14 protein-coding genes are annotated in these 14,339 nt (G+C 70.8%); 7 read left to right on the top strand and 7 right to left on the bottom strand.

Annotation, left to right across the window (positions count from 1 at the left end; genetic code table 11):
* Window positions 1-25: 25 nt before the first annotated feature.
* Together ABEB28_RS05000 and ABEB28_RS04995 are read left to right on the top strand one after the other, a co-directional pair.
* Window positions 26-1,492 (top strand): DUF7144 family membrane protein, encoded by a 1,467-nt coding sequence (locus ABEB28_RS05000; protein WP_345726773.1) that lies wholly within the window; start codon window positions 26-28, stop codon window positions 1,490-1,492.
* A 131-nt stretch (window positions 1,493-1,623) separates the two neighbouring features.
* On the top strand, window positions 1,624-2,238 hold the full coding sequence (locus tag ABEB28_RS04995; RefSeq protein WP_345726772.1) for a hypothetical protein: 615 nt from the start codon (window positions 1,624-1,626) through the stop codon (window positions 2,236-2,238).
* Between the two features lie 28 nt (window positions 2,239-2,266).
* Here ABEB28_RS04995 and ABEB28_RS04990 read toward each other — a convergent pair whose 3' ends face one another.
* The 3 genes from ABEB28_RS04990 to ABEB28_RS04980 form a co-directional block, all read right to left on the bottom strand.
* Complete coding sequence (locus tag ABEB28_RS04990) at window positions 2,267-3,082, bottom strand: alpha/beta fold hydrolase (RefSeq protein WP_345726771.1); 816 nt, start codon at window positions 3,080-3,082, stop codon at window positions 2,267-2,269.
* Between the two features lie 74 nt (window positions 3,083-3,156).
* On the bottom strand, window positions 3,157-3,825 hold the full coding sequence (locus ABEB28_RS04985) for a response regulator (protein ID WP_345726770.1): 669 nt from the start codon (window positions 3,823-3,825) through the stop codon (window positions 3,157-3,159).
* Window positions 3,822-4,997: a sensor histidine kinase gene (locus tag ABEB28_RS04980; RefSeq protein ID WP_345726769.1), complete on the bottom strand. Its 1,176-nt coding sequence runs from the start codon at window positions 4,995-4,997 to the stop codon at window positions 3,822-3,824. The genes ABEB28_RS04985 and ABEB28_RS04980 overlap by 4 nt, the downstream gene beginning before the upstream one ends.
* 142 nt (window positions 4,998-5,139) lie before the next feature.
* Between ABEB28_RS04980 and ABEB28_RS04975 the strand changes: the two genes are divergently transcribed.
* From ABEB28_RS04975 to ABEB28_RS04965, 3 genes are all read left to right on the top strand, one after another.
* Complete coding sequence (locus ABEB28_RS04975) at window positions 5,140-6,930, top strand: PDR/VanB family oxidoreductase (RefSeq protein ID WP_345726768.1); 1,791 nt, start codon at window positions 5,140-5,142, stop codon at window positions 6,928-6,930.
* A gap of 96 nt (window positions 6,931-7,026) precedes the next feature.
* Window positions 7,027-7,374: a hypothetical protein gene (locus ABEB28_RS04970; RefSeq protein WP_345726767.1), complete on the top strand. Its 348-nt coding sequence runs from the start codon at window positions 7,027-7,029 to the stop codon at window positions 7,372-7,374.
* 44 nt (window positions 7,375-7,418) lie between these two features.
* The gene (locus ABEB28_RS04965) at window positions 7,419-8,075 is read left to right on the top strand and encodes a nucleotidyl transferase AbiEii/AbiGii toxin family protein (protein WP_345726766.1); all 657 of its coding nucleotides are present in this window, start codon (window positions 7,419-7,421) and stop codon (window positions 8,073-8,075) included.
* A 34-nt stretch (window positions 8,076-8,109) separates the two neighbouring features.
* Here the strand turns inward: ABEB28_RS04965 and ABEB28_RS04960 are convergent, their stop codons facing one another.
* On the bottom strand, window positions 8,110-9,324 hold the full coding sequence (locus ABEB28_RS04960) for an RNA polymerase sigma factor (protein ID WP_345726765.1): 1,215 nt from the start codon (window positions 9,322-9,324) through the stop codon (window positions 8,110-8,112).
* Complete coding sequence (locus ABEB28_RS04955; RefSeq protein ID WP_345726764.1) at window positions 9,324-9,740, bottom strand: YciI family protein; 417 nt, start codon at window positions 9,738-9,740, stop codon at window positions 9,324-9,326. The genes ABEB28_RS04960 and ABEB28_RS04955 overlap by 1 nt, the downstream gene beginning before the upstream one ends.
* Window positions 9,741-9,929: 189 nt before the next feature.
* Here ABEB28_RS04955 and ABEB28_RS04950 point away from each other — a divergent pair, with 189 nt between their 5' ends.
* Window positions 9,930-10,694, top strand: a complete 765-nt coding sequence (locus ABEB28_RS04950) for an MOSC domain-containing protein (protein ID WP_345726763.1) — start codon at window positions 9,930-9,932, stop codon at window positions 10,692-10,694.
* Window positions 10,695-10,764: 70 nt separating this feature from the next.
* Here ABEB28_RS04950 and ABEB28_RS04945 read toward each other — a convergent pair whose 3' ends face one another.
* On the bottom strand, window positions 10,765-11,247 hold the full coding sequence (locus ABEB28_RS04945; RefSeq protein ID WP_345726762.1) for a pyridoxamine 5'-phosphate oxidase family protein: 483 nt from the start codon (window positions 11,245-11,247) through the stop codon (window positions 10,765-10,767).
* A gap of 226 nt (window positions 11,248-11,473) precedes the next feature.
* Here ABEB28_RS04945 and ABEB28_RS04940 point away from each other — a divergent pair, with 226 nt between their 5' ends.
* On the top strand, window positions 11,474-12,769 hold the full coding sequence (locus tag ABEB28_RS04940; RefSeq protein ID WP_345726761.1) for a CE1 family esterase: 1,296 nt from the start codon (window positions 11,474-11,476) through the stop codon (window positions 12,767-12,769).
* A 23-nt stretch (window positions 12,770-12,792) separates the two neighbouring features.
* On the opposite strand, the gene ABEB28_RS04935 is transcribed toward ABEB28_RS04940, so the two are convergent.
* Window positions 12,793-14,277 carry an MDR family MFS transporter gene (locus ABEB28_RS04935; protein ID WP_345726760.1) on the bottom strand — a complete coding sequence of 495 codons (1,485 nt, stop codon included), beginning with the start codon at window positions 14,275-14,277 and terminating at the stop codon, window positions 12,793-12,795.
* Window positions 14,278-14,339: the final 62 nt, after the last annotated feature.

Here is a 14,339-nt window from a genome sequence, read left to right as displayed (position 1 = left end):
GTCCTCAAGCCAGGCGAGGTAGCTCATGCCGGATCCCACGGAGGATCGCGGCCCCGCCGCTCCCAGACCTCTCGGCGATATCTCGCCGGATCTGTTCCCGGTACCGGCCTGGCTGCGGCCCCGTGTCGGGCTACTACTCGGGCACCGGATCGGACAGGTGTTGGCCCACACCGCCGGCGAACTGCTGCGCGTCCAGATCTTCGACCGGTCGATGACGCTCGCGGCGCAGGCGTTCACCTCGGTCTTCCCGCTCCTGCTCATGCTCGGCGCGCTGTTCGGACAGCGGCTCCGGGCAGCACTGTCGGACACCGTGCACCTGCCGGCGGCCACTCAGGAGCTCTTCCGGGACGCTCTCGGACAGTCCGGGCTCAGCTCGTTCGGCGTGGCCGGCTGCGTCATCGTGCTGCTCTCGACGACCGGCTTGGCGCGGGCGCTGACCCGCGCCTACGCCGCGGTGTGGGAAGTCACGGGCACCCCGCACGGTGTGCGGGCACTCTGGCGCTGGCTGGCCACGGTGCTCACCCTCGCGTTGCTGATGGTGGGAACACGCGTCATCGGCGCGGTGACGGAGGGATTCTGGTTCCCCCGCGTCTCCTCCGGAGCCGCCCTCTTCCTCGCTGACTGCGCCCTGACCATCCTCGTTCCCCGCGTGCTGCTGGCCGGGCGAGTGCCGCTACGCAAGCTCGTCGCGGGCGGCGTGATCTACGGGCTCCTGATGCTGGCCCTGCGCCCGGCGGGTGGCCTGTACTTGCCGCGCACGCTGCGGGTCAGCGAGGAGCGCTACGGCACGATCGGGTTGGCCTTCACCTACATCGGCTGGCTGTACGTACTCTCCTTCGCCCTGCTGCTCACCGCGGTGCTGGGACGGGTGCTCGACGAAGACTTGGCCCGGCTCGCGGCGCGGGTCCAGACGCGCCTGACGGTCGCCCGCCGTTCGTCGACAGCCGGTGTTCATCCCCCGCGGATGGCGCGCCGCTCCTCGCTCGGCGCGACGATGCATCCCGATTCCGCTCGTGTTCCGACCCTATCTAGCAAGGAGATAGGCATGTCCGAGACACAACAGCCGCAGGTGGCGCCCACCGCACCGCCGACGTCGCCGGAGCGCTCCCGGGCGACCGCGTGGGTGGGCATGATTTTCTTCGCCTCGATCATGCTGGTGATCGTCGGCACGTTCCAGATCATCCAAGGGCTGGCCGCGCTGATCAACGACGAGTACTACCTGGTCACTCAGGACGGCCTGCTGATCAGCCTCGACTACACGGTGTGGGGCTGGATCCACCTGATCATCGGATGCGTCGCCATCGCGGCCGCCGTCGGCATCCTGCTCGGGAAGCCCTGGGCTCAGGCGATCGCAGTCCTCATCGCTGCGGTGAGCATCGTCGCCAACATCACCTTCCTCGCCGCGTACCCGGTCTGGTCCACGATCGCCATCGCGCTCGACGTCCTGGTGATCTACGCCCTGACCGTGCACGGCCGCGAGGTCAAGTACTGATCCACCCACCGGGCGGACGCCTCGGCTCGCCGGCCGACCGGCGCGGTCGAGGCGTCGCCTGGTCCGCGCCGGCACGCCATTCACTCGCGATGGATGAGGCGGTGAGCGGGGCCACGACGAACCCTGCTCGTATGGCCTCGACTCGATCGATACTGGTGCTCACGGTCTCGTCCTGCGCTCTGCTCCTCTCCGGCTGTGGCGAATCGACGACGCCCTCGGAGACCGAACCGTCCACGACCGCAGCCGTTGCCTGGGCCGACGGCGTCTGCGCGGCATCGGCAGACTTGCGGGCGTCGGTCCGGTCGGGGCAGACGCTTCAGCTCGCCCCGGCTGGATCGCGGGCGTCGCTCGACGAGGCGAGGACTCAGGTCCGCGACCGCGTCGCCGAGACGCGGCAGTCCGCTGCGGCGCTCAACACGGCGGTCACCGCCGTACCGCCCGAGGCCGGTGCGGAGGTGGAGGAAGCTCAGCGGCAGCTGGCCGCGCAGGCCGACGACGTCCGGATGGAAGTCGACCAACTCGGAACTGCTGCCGACGAGGTGGCTGCTGCGAACTCCGCCAGGGCGATGGGCACGGCGCTGGTGGGCGTCAAGAACGCGCTCAGCGACGCGGCACGCGAGGTGACCGCTCTGGTCGGCTTGCTGCGTGACACGACGACCGGTGCCGGACAATCGGTCCGGGACGCCTTCGGCGCCGCACCGGCCTGCCAGAAGCTGGACGCCACCCCGGCACCGACCTCGTCGTGACGGTCCGGTGACCGGACCGGCGCCGCGGTCAGGGCCGCGCCTCCGCAGGCGTCGTTTCCCGGTCGGCGACGATGCGGCTGACGAGGTGCCCCAGCTGCTCCGGCCCGTCGACGTGGGCGAGGTGGCCCTGGCCGGGCAGGACGTGCACAGCGGCGCTCGACAGCATCCCGGCGACCGCGTCGAATGCGAGGCCGTACGGCTCGGCGTCCTGGCTTTGTTCGCCGATCACCAGGTCGGTCGGCACCGTGAGCCGGGCCCATCGCTGCGCGTCCGGAGCGAAGGCGTTGATCGCTGCGAGCTCCTCAGCCACCGGCGCGGCCCACACGCGCAGGGGCTCCCAGGCCGGCGAGGCGCGCAGCGCCGCGACGTGCTCCGGTGAGTACCGCGAGACGTCGAGGTTCACCACCTCCACGGCGCGATCCAAGTCGCCGGCGGCGACGGCCGCACGCAACGCGGGAACGGCCGCGGCTCCGAACGGAGACACCACCGGCTCGTAGGCGATCAGGTGCTCGACCGTCTCGATTCTCGTCGCGGCCTCGAGCGCGACGAGGCCGCCGTAACTCCACCCGAACAGCCGCACCGGCTCGTCGAGCGACGCCAGCCAGGCCAGCAGATCGAGCACCTCCACCTCGACCCCGTAGCCGGGGCCGAGCGGACCGCTGGGTTCCCGCCCGCGTCGGTTGAGAACGAGCACCGGCTCGGGACGGTCGATCGCGGCGACGACGTGACGCCATCCGCGCGCGTCGGTCATGACTCCGGGGACGACCACCAGGGGAACACCGGTTCCGGGCCGCCACAGTGCGTGCAGGCGGGTGCCGTTCCGGTTGATGTTGCGAGCCTCCACGCGACCGACTGTACGTCGGGCGCAACGGTGCCGGCCGCCGCCGAATCGGGCTGCCCACCGCCTTCGGTCGGCGCTCAGTCGAGCAAGCCGGATCGGTGTGCGAGGATCGCCGCTTGTACCCGGTTGCTGAGGCCCAGTTTCGCGAGGATGCGGCTGACGTGGGTCTTCGCAGTCGCCTCACTCATGTAGAGGGTGGCCGCGATCTCCGTGTTCGACAGGCCACCGCCGACGGCGCCGAGGACCTCGCGTTCCCGGTCGGTCAGCACACCGAGCCGCTGGGCGGCGTCGCTGCGCCGGTCCGGCGCCGGCTCGGCGAACTTCCGGAGCAGCCGGCGAGTGATGCGCGGGGAGAGCATCGCGTCGCCACGGGCTGCACTGCGCACCGCGGCGAGCATGTCCCCGGCCGTTGCGTCCTTCAGCAGGAACCCCACGGCGCCGCTGCACAGCGCGGCATGCACGTATTCGTCGAGGTCGAACGTGGTGAGCACGACGACGCGCGGCGGCGGATCCAGCAGCGCCAACCGCTCGGTCGCCGTGAGTCCATCGCCGCGTGGCATCCGGATGTCCATCAGGACGACGTCGGGCTGCACCGTCTGTGCGAGGTCGACGGCTTCGATGCCATCGGAGGCCTCGCCCGTCACCACGATGTCGGGTGTCGCCTCCAGAATGGTGCGCAGCATCGAACGCACCATCCACTCGTCGTCGGCGATCAGGGTCTTGATCGCGCGGGTCGGGGACGTCACCGCGTATCATCCCAGCGAACCGGCACCTCGGCGACGACCTCGAAGCCCCCATCCGCGGTGGGGCCCGCGCTGAACTCGCCACCGACCAATCGCACCCGCTCCGCGAGCCCCAGTAGCCCATGACCGCCGACCGGCAGCGGAGGATCGACCACCGGCTGCCCGCGGCCGTTGCGCACCGACAGGCGCAGCAGCCGCGGACTCTGCTCAATGCGTACCCGCGTCCGTGCTCCGGGCGCGTGTTTGTGCACGTTGGTCAGCGCCTCCCGGACGAACCGGTAGGCCGTGTGTTCCACGAGCGATGGTGGACGCTGCCCCGCAGCCTCCGTCACCTCGAGGGTCACGGGGATGCCGATCCGCCGAGACTCCTCCACAAGGACGTCCAGCTGGGCTAACCCTGGCTGGGGTGCGAGCGGCGCGTCGTCCGCGTTGCGCAGAACGGTCATCAGCGAACGGAGTTCGGCGAGCGCCTCACGCCCGGTCGCTCCAATCTGTCGTCCGAGCGCGACCGCGCCCTTGCCTGTCGACACCTCCAAGGCCGTGGCTTGCAGCACCATCAACGAGACCCGATGGGTGACGACGTCGTGCATGTCGCGGGCGATCTGAGCCCGTTCGTCGCTCCGGGCCCGAGCGATGCGCTGGTGGTGCTCGCGCTCAAGGCGTTCGGCCCGCTCCCGGATGCGCTCCACCAGTTCGTGCCGGGTGCCGACGTACATGCCCAGCAGCGCCGGCGCGACGCACACCGCCGTGCTGATCGGGATCGCGCCGTCCGCGCCGGCGAACCGCCAGATCGGGACTCCCACCAGGACGATGGAGGCCAGCGTGCCGACGCCCACCCTGGGCCACGCGGTGGTGCGCTCGGCCAACGTGTACAGCGCGACGACGACCGCAATGTGCGCCGACACCAGTGCGTTCGCCAGCAGCGCTCCCGTCAGCAGCGCCACCGGAAGCCGCCGCCGCCATCGGGTCAGCACCCCGAGTCCCACGGCGAGCGGTACGCCGAGCCACAGTGGCGGAAAGCGGTCGTCGAGTCCGACGAGCGTCGGCCCGAAGAAGTCGTTGGTACCGAATTCACCGGTTGCCGTGAGTACCCCGACGACCAGCGCCAGAACCGTGTCGGTCACGGGCCGGCGGCGGTACCAGGGCGTGGCCTGCGGCAGGTCGTGCGCGTTCATCGTGCTTCAGGTTAGGCGCGCACCACCGGCGCGCGCGTCAGTAGAAAGTTGTACGCGACGCAGCGGATCATGGCGGATCCGACGACGAGCTCTCGCAGATCGGCCGACGCCCCAGCACGGCACCGACGGCGACGCTGCTCGCATGGTCCTCCAGGAACGGCTCAGCCGATCGCTCAGTCCACGTGCTCTTCAGGTCGTCTTCGGCGTCTTCGCGGTCGTCGCAGCCGTTCTCGTCGCCGCGCGGCAGGACGCTCACCATCCCCTGTTCCAGACCGCCGGGGCTGTGGGGTACGCGTGTGCCGCCGTGTTGTCGTTCGGGAGCTGGTCTGCGCTCGGCCGCGCGGAATCCGCCGCGCGCGCCCGGCGGATCCTGATCGTGTTCCACCTACTCTTCATCCCCGCGCAGTTCCTGTTCCTGCTCGCCCACCAGGTGCCCTGGCTCGGGATGCTGCTGTCGACGGTGATCACGGTGGGTCTCAAGCCGCGCTTCCCGCGGCTGGGGCGGGTCTCGCGCAAAGTGTGGCTGACCCTGCACGTCGGCATCAGCGTCGGCTGGCTGGGCGTCTCCCTCGCGATGCTCGCGCTGTCCGTCGTGGGCGTGACCACGGACCAGGCCGACGTGCGGCACAGCGTCTACCGGCTCATGAACACCTTCGACCTCGCGCTGGCGATCCCGAGCGTCTTCCTGGCGATCATCACCGGCGTGGTGATTTCACTCGGCACGCCCTGGGGACTGATCAGGCACCGCTGGGTGCTGGCCAAGCTGCTGATCGCGCTCAGCCTTCCGGTTCTCGCCACCTTCGAGGGAGAGTGGATCGAGGTACTGGCGGCGCGCACTGCAAACCCTGCCGCCGAACCCGGTGGGACCGGAATCCTGCTGGTCGGCGCGATGGGGCTGTTCCTCACCATGTTGTGGACCGCGACGATTCTTTCCGTCTTCAAGCCCAGCGGCAGGACGCGCTGGGGCCGCCGGGAGAACAGGGGACGACGCTCCGATATCGCGGTAACAGTGCAAGCCGTCCAGCCGGTCGCCGACCGCATCGTCGCGCTGGAGTTCGCGGCGGCTGACCGGACCCTGCTGCCCGACTGGGAGCCCGGCGCGCACATCGACCTGGTGCTGCCGTCCGGCCGCGTGCGGCAGTACTCCCTCTGCGGTGACCCGGCCGTCCGGAGCAAGTACCGTGTTGCGGTTCTGCGCGAACCGGGCGGAGGCGATGGATCAGCCGAGGCCCACCGGCTTGCACCGGGCGCCACGATCAGCATCCGCGGGCCTCGTAACCACTTCCGGCTGGTCGGCGCGTCGTCGTATCTCCTCCTCGCTGGTGGCATCGGTATCGCCCCGTTCCTCCCGATGATCGCGCAGCTGGCGACCGAGGGCGCGCGGTGGCACCTCGTCTACCGGGGTCGGTCCCTGGCCGCGATGGCGTTCGCCGAGCAGCTCGCCCGGTCCCACCCGCAGCACGTCACGATCTCGCCGGCCGATCAGCAGCCGCGGCCCGACGTGGAGGCGATCCTCCGCGCCGCGCCTGCGGGAACCGCCGTCTACTGCTGCGGCCCCGAAGCGATGCTCGACGCGGTCGAGGCGCTGATGCCGATCGCCTGTCCGCGCGGGGTGCTGCACGTGGAGCGGTTCCTGGCGAGCTCTGCCGCCAGCACGCTCCCCGGCACGCCGTTCGAGGCCGAACTTCGCCGCTCCGGCCGGGTCCTGCAGGTACCGGCCGACCGGAGCCTGCTGTCGGTGCTGCAGGACGTCGAGCCGGGCACGGACTACTCCTGTGCGAACGGGGTCTGCGGGAGCTGCGAAACCCGCGTGCTCGCCGGCGTGCCGGACCACCGGGACTACGTGCTGCGGCCCGAGGAGCGCCGCCGTCGCGACGTCATCTATCCGTGCGTCTCGCGTGTTCGCGGTTCCCGTATCGTTCTCGACCTCTGAGGCGTCTCCCCCGACGGCGCGATCCGCGCCGTCGGCGCCCCCATGGCGCACGAGCGTGGTCACGTCACTCGGTCATGCAGGGGTTATCCTGCTGGTATGTACAGCGGACGGGTCCCGAGCGCCGGCGCGAAGCCGTGGGCGCGGCCCGGTCGTCTACCGGTCGTCACCAATGACCTGGCCCGGCTCCACGGGCCGACCAGCGGCCAGGTCGAACTGCCGCACCGCCTGTTCTGGCAGGCCCATCGCGTCTTCGACCTCGACCAACGCGACCTCCTTCGCTGGATGTACGAGATCGTGCTCGCCGAGGCGCGGTCGCAAGCCGAGCTGGAAGCCTGGCTCGACGGCCGCACGCTCCAGGAGCTGTGGGGCGAGCTGTTCCTACCGCCCGGTGTACTCCACGCGTGGGAGAGCCGACACCCCCAGCTGCGCGCCCGCGCGGCGTAGAGGCCGGGCCCGCGCCCGGTGGCTCGATCCGGCACGCTGACCCCATGACCCCGCCAGACCTCTTCCAGCACGACGTCGCCCGCATCGCGCTGCAAGCCGCCGCAGCGCACGGCTTCGTACTCGGCGGCGGGCAGGCACTCCTCGCCCACGGCCTGGTTGACCGGCCCACCGAAGACATCGACCTCTTCACGACGGCCGAACGAGCCGTCCCCGCAGCGGCCACCGCCGTCCGCGCTGCCCTCGAGACCGCCGGCTACACCGTCCACGCCGACGATGCTCAGAACGAGTTGGCCGACCTCTTCGAAGGCTTCGACCTCGACTACATCGAGTGGGCAGTCACGCTCGAAGACCGCTGCACCGAGCTCACCCTCGCGCAGCTCCCCTACACCCGCGGCCCGATCATCCTCGACGTCGGACCGGTCATGCACCCCGACGACCTCCTCGCCAGCAAAGTCGCCGCCGCTGCCTCCCGCGCCGAAGCACGCGACTTCATCGACATCGCCGCCGCCACCCGGCGCTATCCACTCCCCCGGCTGCTCGCTCTGGGCCGCACCTACGACCCCGGTCTCGGCGACCAAGACTTCCGGGAAGCCGGACACCGCCTCGACACCATGAACGACGCACGCTTCGCGCCGTACGGTCTCACGCCCGAACAGATCAAAGAAGTCCGCACCGCCCTCACCGGCTGGCCGCGCCCGTAGCCCAACTCACCGGATCTGCGCTGGCCGACGCCCCTCAGTCCAGCGCGGCCGCCTTGCGCAGCAGCACGGACCGTTCGCGCTGGTTGGCGCAGAGCCGGGCCGCCAGCTCCAGCTCAGCCCGCGCCTCCCGGTGCCGGCCGAGGCGACCCAGCAGCTCCCCGCGCACGGTCGGAACCAGATGCGAACCGGGCAGCCGGTCGGAGGCGATCAGCTCGTCCACAATGGCCAGGGCCGACGCCGGACCCGAGGCCATCGCCACGGCGACGGCCCGATTGAGCTCGACCACCGGCGAGGGCGCGACCCGGCCGAGCGCCTCGTAGAGCAGCACGATCCGGTCCCAGTCGGTCTCCTCGACCGAGGGCGCCGACGCGTGGGCGGCGGCGATCGCAGCCTGCAGACCGTAGGGGCCGAGGCCGCGAGGCGACGCCTTGACCAGCGCGGTCAGCCCACGCCGAATCGCCGAGTAGTCCCACCGCCGCCGGTCCTGGTCCTCCAGCAGAACCGGCGAACCGTCCGGGCCGGTCCTCGTCGGGAAACGCGCGGCCGTCAGCTCGCACAACGCCAGCAGACCGTGCACCTCCGGCTCGTTCGGTTGCAGCGCGGCCAGCGTGCGGACCAGCCGGATCGCCTCGTACGCGAGGTCGGGGCGCAGCAGCCGGTCACCCGACGTGGCCGTCGACCCCTCGGTGAAGATCACGTAGAGGACGCTGAGCACGCCGCTCAGCCGCTCCCGACGCTCGTCCGCGGCCGGCAGCTCGAACGGCACCCCGGCCGCCGCGATCGTCTTCTTGCCCCGGGTGATGCGGGCCTGCACGGTGGGCACCGGCACGAGGAACGCGCGGGCGATCTCCTCGCTGGACAGGCCGCCGACCACGCGCAGGGTCAGCGCCACCTGGGCCTCGCGGGAGAGCACCGGATGGCAGCTGACGAACATCAGCGCCAGGATGTCGTCGTCGATCCGGTCGGGGTCGATCTCGTCGTCGACCGCCGGGCCGGCCGCCAGCAGGGCGTACCGGTCGTGCAGGGCGGTCCGGCGGCGGATCGCGTCGATCGCCCGCCGCCGGGCCGTGGCCATCAGCCAGCCGGCCGGATTGGCCGGGGCGGCGAGCGGCCACGACACCAGCGCCTCGGCCACCGCCTCCTGGGCCGCGTCTTCGGCCAGCCCGAAATCCCCGGTGAACCGGGTCAGCGCGGCGACGATCCGCGCTGACTCGATCCGCCAGACGGCCTCGACGTCGGCCGGACCCATCAGTGCTTGCCGCTGCTTTCGCTCAAGGCCCCGTCCTCTACGAACTTCGCGCCGTCCTGCGGGACCTCGTCCTCCCCCGGCACGCGCCGGATCTCGATCTTGGACCCGGGAACCGCCGGGACCCGCTTGGCCCACTCGACCGCCTCCTGCTTCGAGGCGACGTCGAGCAGGAAGAAGCCTCCGAACAGCTCCTTGGTCTCTCCGTACGGCCCGTCCGTGACCACCGGGGCCTCGTCGCCGAAGTGCACCACGACGCCCTCGCGCGCATCGTCCAGGCCTTCGGCCGCGACGTACACGCCGGCCTTCGCCGTGTCCTCGATGAACTGACGGGTCGCGGCCATCAACTCCTCGACGTCGGCCATCATCGCCGCGTTCGACTCGTCGGTGCCCCGCATGATCAGCATGTACTGCGACATCAGGTTCTCCTCATCCGGCGGGGCCGCCTCTCGGCCCTCGCACCCCCACGTCGAACGAGCGGCCCGCGGATCGACACGGTCCCGAAGAAATTTCTCGCCGCGATGCGGCCGGTCGCGGCGTCCCCGGAGACCATGCTGCCATTGCCTCCCGACGGCCGGCATTTTGACGTCGGATGGCACCATGCCGACGTGCCTGGATCCGCAGCTGCGCCGGGACCACCCCGATCGGTCGGGCGGGTCACCGCGATCGCTCGTTACCCGGTGAAGTCCCTGGCCGGTGAGCGGCTGCGGCAGGCTCCGGTCACCGAACGGGGTGTCGCGGGTGACCGCTGGTGGGCGGCTTACACCGCCGACGGCGGGATCGCCAGCGGGAAGACCACACGCCGATTCCGCCGGGTGGAGCGACTGTTCGCCCTCCGCGCCCGCCTGCCCGAGCCCACCACCGGCGACGACGCCGTTCCGCGGATCCTGTTCCCGGACGGCGACGAACTCCGCGCCGATGCCCCCGCCGCCAGCGCCCGACTCAGTGCGGTGGCCGGCCGCGACCTGGTGCTACGTCCGCAGACGTCGATCCGCCACCACGATGAGTCCGCAGTCCATCTGATCACCACCGCCGCCGTCCGCCGCCTGGCACAGCTCCGCGGGGAACCGGTGGACCCGGCACGTTTCCGGGCGAACCTCGAACTCGACGTCGAGGGAGTCGGCTTCCCCGAGGACGACTGGGCCGGCTGCCACCTCGTGATCGGCGACGACGTGGAGCTGTGCCTAGGACCGGCGATGCCCCGGTGCGTGATGGTCGGGAATGCCCAGCCGCACGCCGGTCTCGGCGACGATCCACGACTACTCAAGACGATCGGCCGACATCACGGCGTCACGTTCGGACTGCAAGCCACCGTCGTCCGCACCGGCACCGCCTGTGTCGGCGACACCGCGATGCTGATTCCTCCGCCCTGAACCCAGCCCGCGGATGGTCAGAGCCTGCAGAACCGTGGGCGGCGGGTGATCAGGCGGCACGGACCCCACTTCAGAGGCGGACGGTCTCGTTCTCGCCGCCGTCGCACGGCTTGCCGGTCGCCTTCGCCTTGGCGAAACTCAACAGGCTCGCGACCCGCCCGCCCGGGGTGTCCCAGTACTCGGCCGACTCGCCGGCGATCTTGATCAGCACGACTCCCGGGTCGTCGGGGCCGTCCGGGAACCAGGCCTCGACCGCGGCGTTCCACAGCTCCTTCTTCTTCGCCGCGTCGTCGACGACCGTCGCCTGCCCGGTCAGCGACACCCACGTGGCCCCGCTGCCGACCGTGACGTTGACCTGCGGGTGAGCGGCGAGGTGCGTCACCTTCCGGGACGCGCGTTCGGCGAAGAACCAGAGGTCACCGTCGAACTCGACCTCCTGCAGCGCCATCGGCCGGCTCGTGAGCGTGCCGTCCGGCGCGGTCGTCGTCAGCATCGCGGTGCGGCCGCTGCTCTTGATCAGGTCGGAGACCTTGCGGGCGTCGTCGTCGGCCATCGAGCTCCCTCGTCGGACGGGTGGATGAACCGCCCGGAGATAGCCCATTACGTGGACTTCAATCCCCACTGACCTGACCAGCCGACGCACAGGGCCGACAAAAACGAGATTTGCTGCAGCTCGGAGTATTACTTACAAAGCGATCAGACCATGACAGTAGACGCCAAAGGTATGCCCCCATCACACTGGGCGCCGACACTGACGTCGCCCTCCCGGAGGCCGGATCATGGCCCTGTCACAGCGGACCCCGCCTCGATTACTCGCCGCCCTCTGCGGCCTCACGATCGCGATCGCCGCCGTCCCCGTCACGGCCGGTCCGGCCACGGCCGCTCCGGCGGAGACCCTGGCCGACTCGATCACCGTGGAGGCCGCGGGCTCGCCCGCCTACCGCGTCTCCGGTGCGGTGACGAGCGGGGGAATCGCCGTCCTCGACGACATCGTGACGTTCGGGACCCAGAGCGTGAACGGTCGCGCGGTGTTGCCCGGCGGTGCGGAGACCACCCTCGCGATCACCAAGGAACTCCTCGGCTTCCGGGGAACGGTGACGGTCGACGACCCGAACGCCGGGGTCCGGATCGAGGCCACGGTCAACGGCGGGGTCACCCGTGTCTCGGACACGACGGTGCGGTGGTCCGGCTCGGCTACCGTCCGACGCGGCAGCACGTCGTCCCGCCGGACCGTGACGGTCACCGTCGTCGACCGGGTGCTGGACCCGGGCAACCACGCGGTCCGCTTCGCCCACGCCGGCCAGAATCGCTCCGCGATCGTCAGGGTCCCGGCCGGTCGCGGCGGGGCGGTGGGTCTGCCTGCGCTCTTCCACTTCCCCGGCCTGCTCGAGACGCCGGCGATCGCCCACCAGTACGCCGAACTCGAGCCCGCCGCTGACTCCAACGGCTACCTGCTGGTCACGCCGGAGCACTTCGGCATCGGCTGGCAGGGCGTCCAGGCCGGCACTCCGTTCCCGGACGTCGACGACCCCGGTTACATCCGCGCGCTGGCCGCTGTCGTCACCGGTCGCTTCGGCGCCGACCCGGCCCGGATCTACTCGTCCGGGATGAGCAACGGCGGCTTCTTCGCGAGCCTGACCGCGTGCAAGCTGTCGGACGTTTTCGCCGCGTACGCGCCGGTCGCCGGGCAGCTGAACGACCCTGCGTCCTGCGCGCCCGGCCGTCCGGTTCCGGTCGTGATGTTCCACGGGGACGCCGATCCGCTCGTCGGCTACGGCACCACCGCTCCCGCCGCGACGTTCTGGGCGACGAACAACGGCTGCGACGCCACGACCACCGACACGGCGCTGCCCGACGTCGACCCCCGGGACGGCACGACCGTGATCCGGCACGAGTACCGGAACTGTCCGGCGAGCGCCCCGGTCGTGCTCTACCAGATCGTCGGCGGTGGGCACACGTGGCCGGGCGGTGAGCCGTATCCCTTGGTGCCGCTCGGGAACGCGTCGAAGGACATCGACGCCAACCAAGTGCTGTGGGAGTTCGTCTCCCGGTTCTCCCTGCCGAACCGGCGCTGAGGGGGCGGAACCTGCGGCCGGGCTCAGTGCACCGGGGCGGCGTCTCCGGGGAGCAGCGCGGTACGCCGGACGAACAACGCCGCCACCACCGCCACCAGCGAGATGACGCCGCCGGCGACGAAGGCGGCTTGCACTCCGTCGACGGTGGCGGCTGCCTCGTCCGCGCCGCCAGCGATCTCGGACGCGGCGGTCCGCGACAGGACCGTGACGAACAGCGCCGTACCGGCCGCGGCGGCGAGCTGCTGCAGGGTGCTGAGGACCGCGCTGCCGTGGCCGTAGAGATCGGTGGGCAGGCTGCCGAGGGCGGAGGTCATGAGCGGGGTGACGATCAGGGCGAGACCGGACATCAGCATGACGTGCAGGACCACCACGAGAGCGATGGACGTCTGCGGGCCGACGGTGGCCAGGAGCCAGAGGCCGGCGCTGAGCACGATCGTGCCGGGGATGACCACCGGCCGGGGGCCGAACCGGTCGTAGAGGCGCCCGACCATCGGGGAGAGGGCGCCCATCGCGATGCCGCCGGGCAGAACCAGCAGGCCGGCGACGAGCGTGCTGATGTCGCGGACGGTCTGCAGGTAGATCGGTAGCAGGATGAAGCCACCGAACAGCGAGATGAAGCCGGCCATCGTGGCGAGCGCTGAGATCGTGAAGTCACGCCGGCCGAAGACGCGCAGGTCCAGCAGCGGACCGCGCCCGCTCTGCAGCGTGTACTGGCGCCACCCGAACAGCCCGAGCGCGGTGAGACCGATCGTCACCGGGATCCAGGGCGCGACCGACGCGTGGCCGGAACTCTCCCCGAGGCTGGACAGCCCGTAGATCAGGCCGCCGAACCCGGCCGCCGACAGCACCAATGACAGCACGTCGAGGTGCGCGTGGCGCGGCGTCGTGACGTTGCGGACCTTCCACACCCCCAGCGCCAGGCTGAGGACGGCGATCGGCAGGACGATGAAGAACAGCCAGCGCCAGCTCAGCCGGGACAGCACCAGCCCGGAGACGGTGGGGCCGATCGCCGGGGCCACCGAGATGACGATCGAGATCATGCCCATGAGGCGACCGCGAGCGCCCGGCGCGACGAGGCTCATCGCGGTGGTGATGAGCAGCGGCAGCATCATGCCGGTGCCCGTGGCCTGGACGACCCGGCCGACGAGCAGCACCGGGAACCCCGGCGCCACGGCGGCGATCAGGGTGCCGGTACTGAACAGGCTCATCGCCGCGACGAAGACCTGCCGCACGCTGAAACGCTCCATGATGAAGCCGGTCGCGGGGATCACCACGGCCATCGTCAGCAGGAATCCGGTGGTCAGCCACTGCGCGGTCGCCGCGGAGACGTTCAGATCGCTCATCAGGCGCGGCAGGGCCAGCGACATGACGGTCTCGTTGAAGATCACCACGAAAGTGGAGATGAGCAGCAGGCCGATGAGCGTGCGGTCCTCTCGGCTCAACGGCCGGTCGTCGATCCCGGACGCGGCGACGGCCTCGGTCGGGGTCGTATCGGCTGCGATAGCCACAGAACGCTCCTCGGTGCAGTGGGACTGCGAGCCAGTTTAGTGACAGCCACTGCCATATTGAC

Source organism: Cryptosporangium minutisporangium (assembly GCF_039536245.1).
GTDB lineage: Bacteria > Actinomycetota > Actinomycetes > Mycobacteriales > Cryptosporangiaceae > Cryptosporangium > Cryptosporangium minutisporangium.
This window is presented reverse-complemented; position numbering and strand designations above follow the sequence as displayed.

What these genes read in the sequence shown, in the direction of transcription:
- ABEB28_RS05000 (WP_345726773.1), top strand. Translation starts at nt 26, where the DNA reads ATGCCGGATCCCACGGAGGATCGCGGCCCCGCCGCTCCCAGACCTCTC.
- ABEB28_RS04995 (WP_345726772.1), top strand. Translation starts at nt 1,624, where the DNA reads ATGGCCTCGACTCGATCGATACTGGTGCTCACGGTCTCGTCCTGCGCT.
- ABEB28_RS04980 (WP_345726769.1), bottom strand. Translation starts at nt 4,997, where the DNA reads ATGAACGCGCACGACCTGCCGCAGGCCACGCCCTGGTACCGCCGCCGG.
- ABEB28_RS04975 (WP_345726768.1), top strand. Translation starts at nt 5,140, where the DNA reads ATGGTCCTCCAGGAACGGCTCAGCCGATCGCTCAGTCCACGTGCTCTT.
- ABEB28_RS04970 (WP_345726767.1), top strand. Translation starts at nt 7,027, where the DNA reads ATGTACAGCGGACGGGTCCCGAGCGCCGGCGCGAAGCCGTGGGCGCGG.
- ABEB28_RS04965 (WP_345726766.1), top strand. Translation starts at nt 7,419, where the DNA reads ATGACCCCGCCAGACCTCTTCCAGCACGACGTCGCCCGCATCGCGCTG.
- ABEB28_RS04960 (WP_345726765.1), bottom strand. Translation starts at nt 9,324, where the DNA reads ATGGGTCCGGCCGACGTCGAGGCCGTCTGGCGGATCGAGTCAGCGCGG.
- ABEB28_RS04955 (WP_345726764.1), bottom strand. Translation starts at nt 9,740, where the DNA reads ATGTCGCAGTACATGCTGATCATGCGGGGCACCGACGAGTCGAACGCG.
- ABEB28_RS04945 (WP_345726762.1), bottom strand. Translation starts at nt 11,247, where the DNA reads ATGGCCGACGACGACGCCCGCAAGGTCTCCGACCTGATCAAGAGCAGC.
- ABEB28_RS04940 (WP_345726761.1), top strand. Translation starts at nt 11,474, where the DNA reads ATGGCCCTGTCACAGCGGACCCCGCCTCGATTACTCGCCGCCCTCTGC.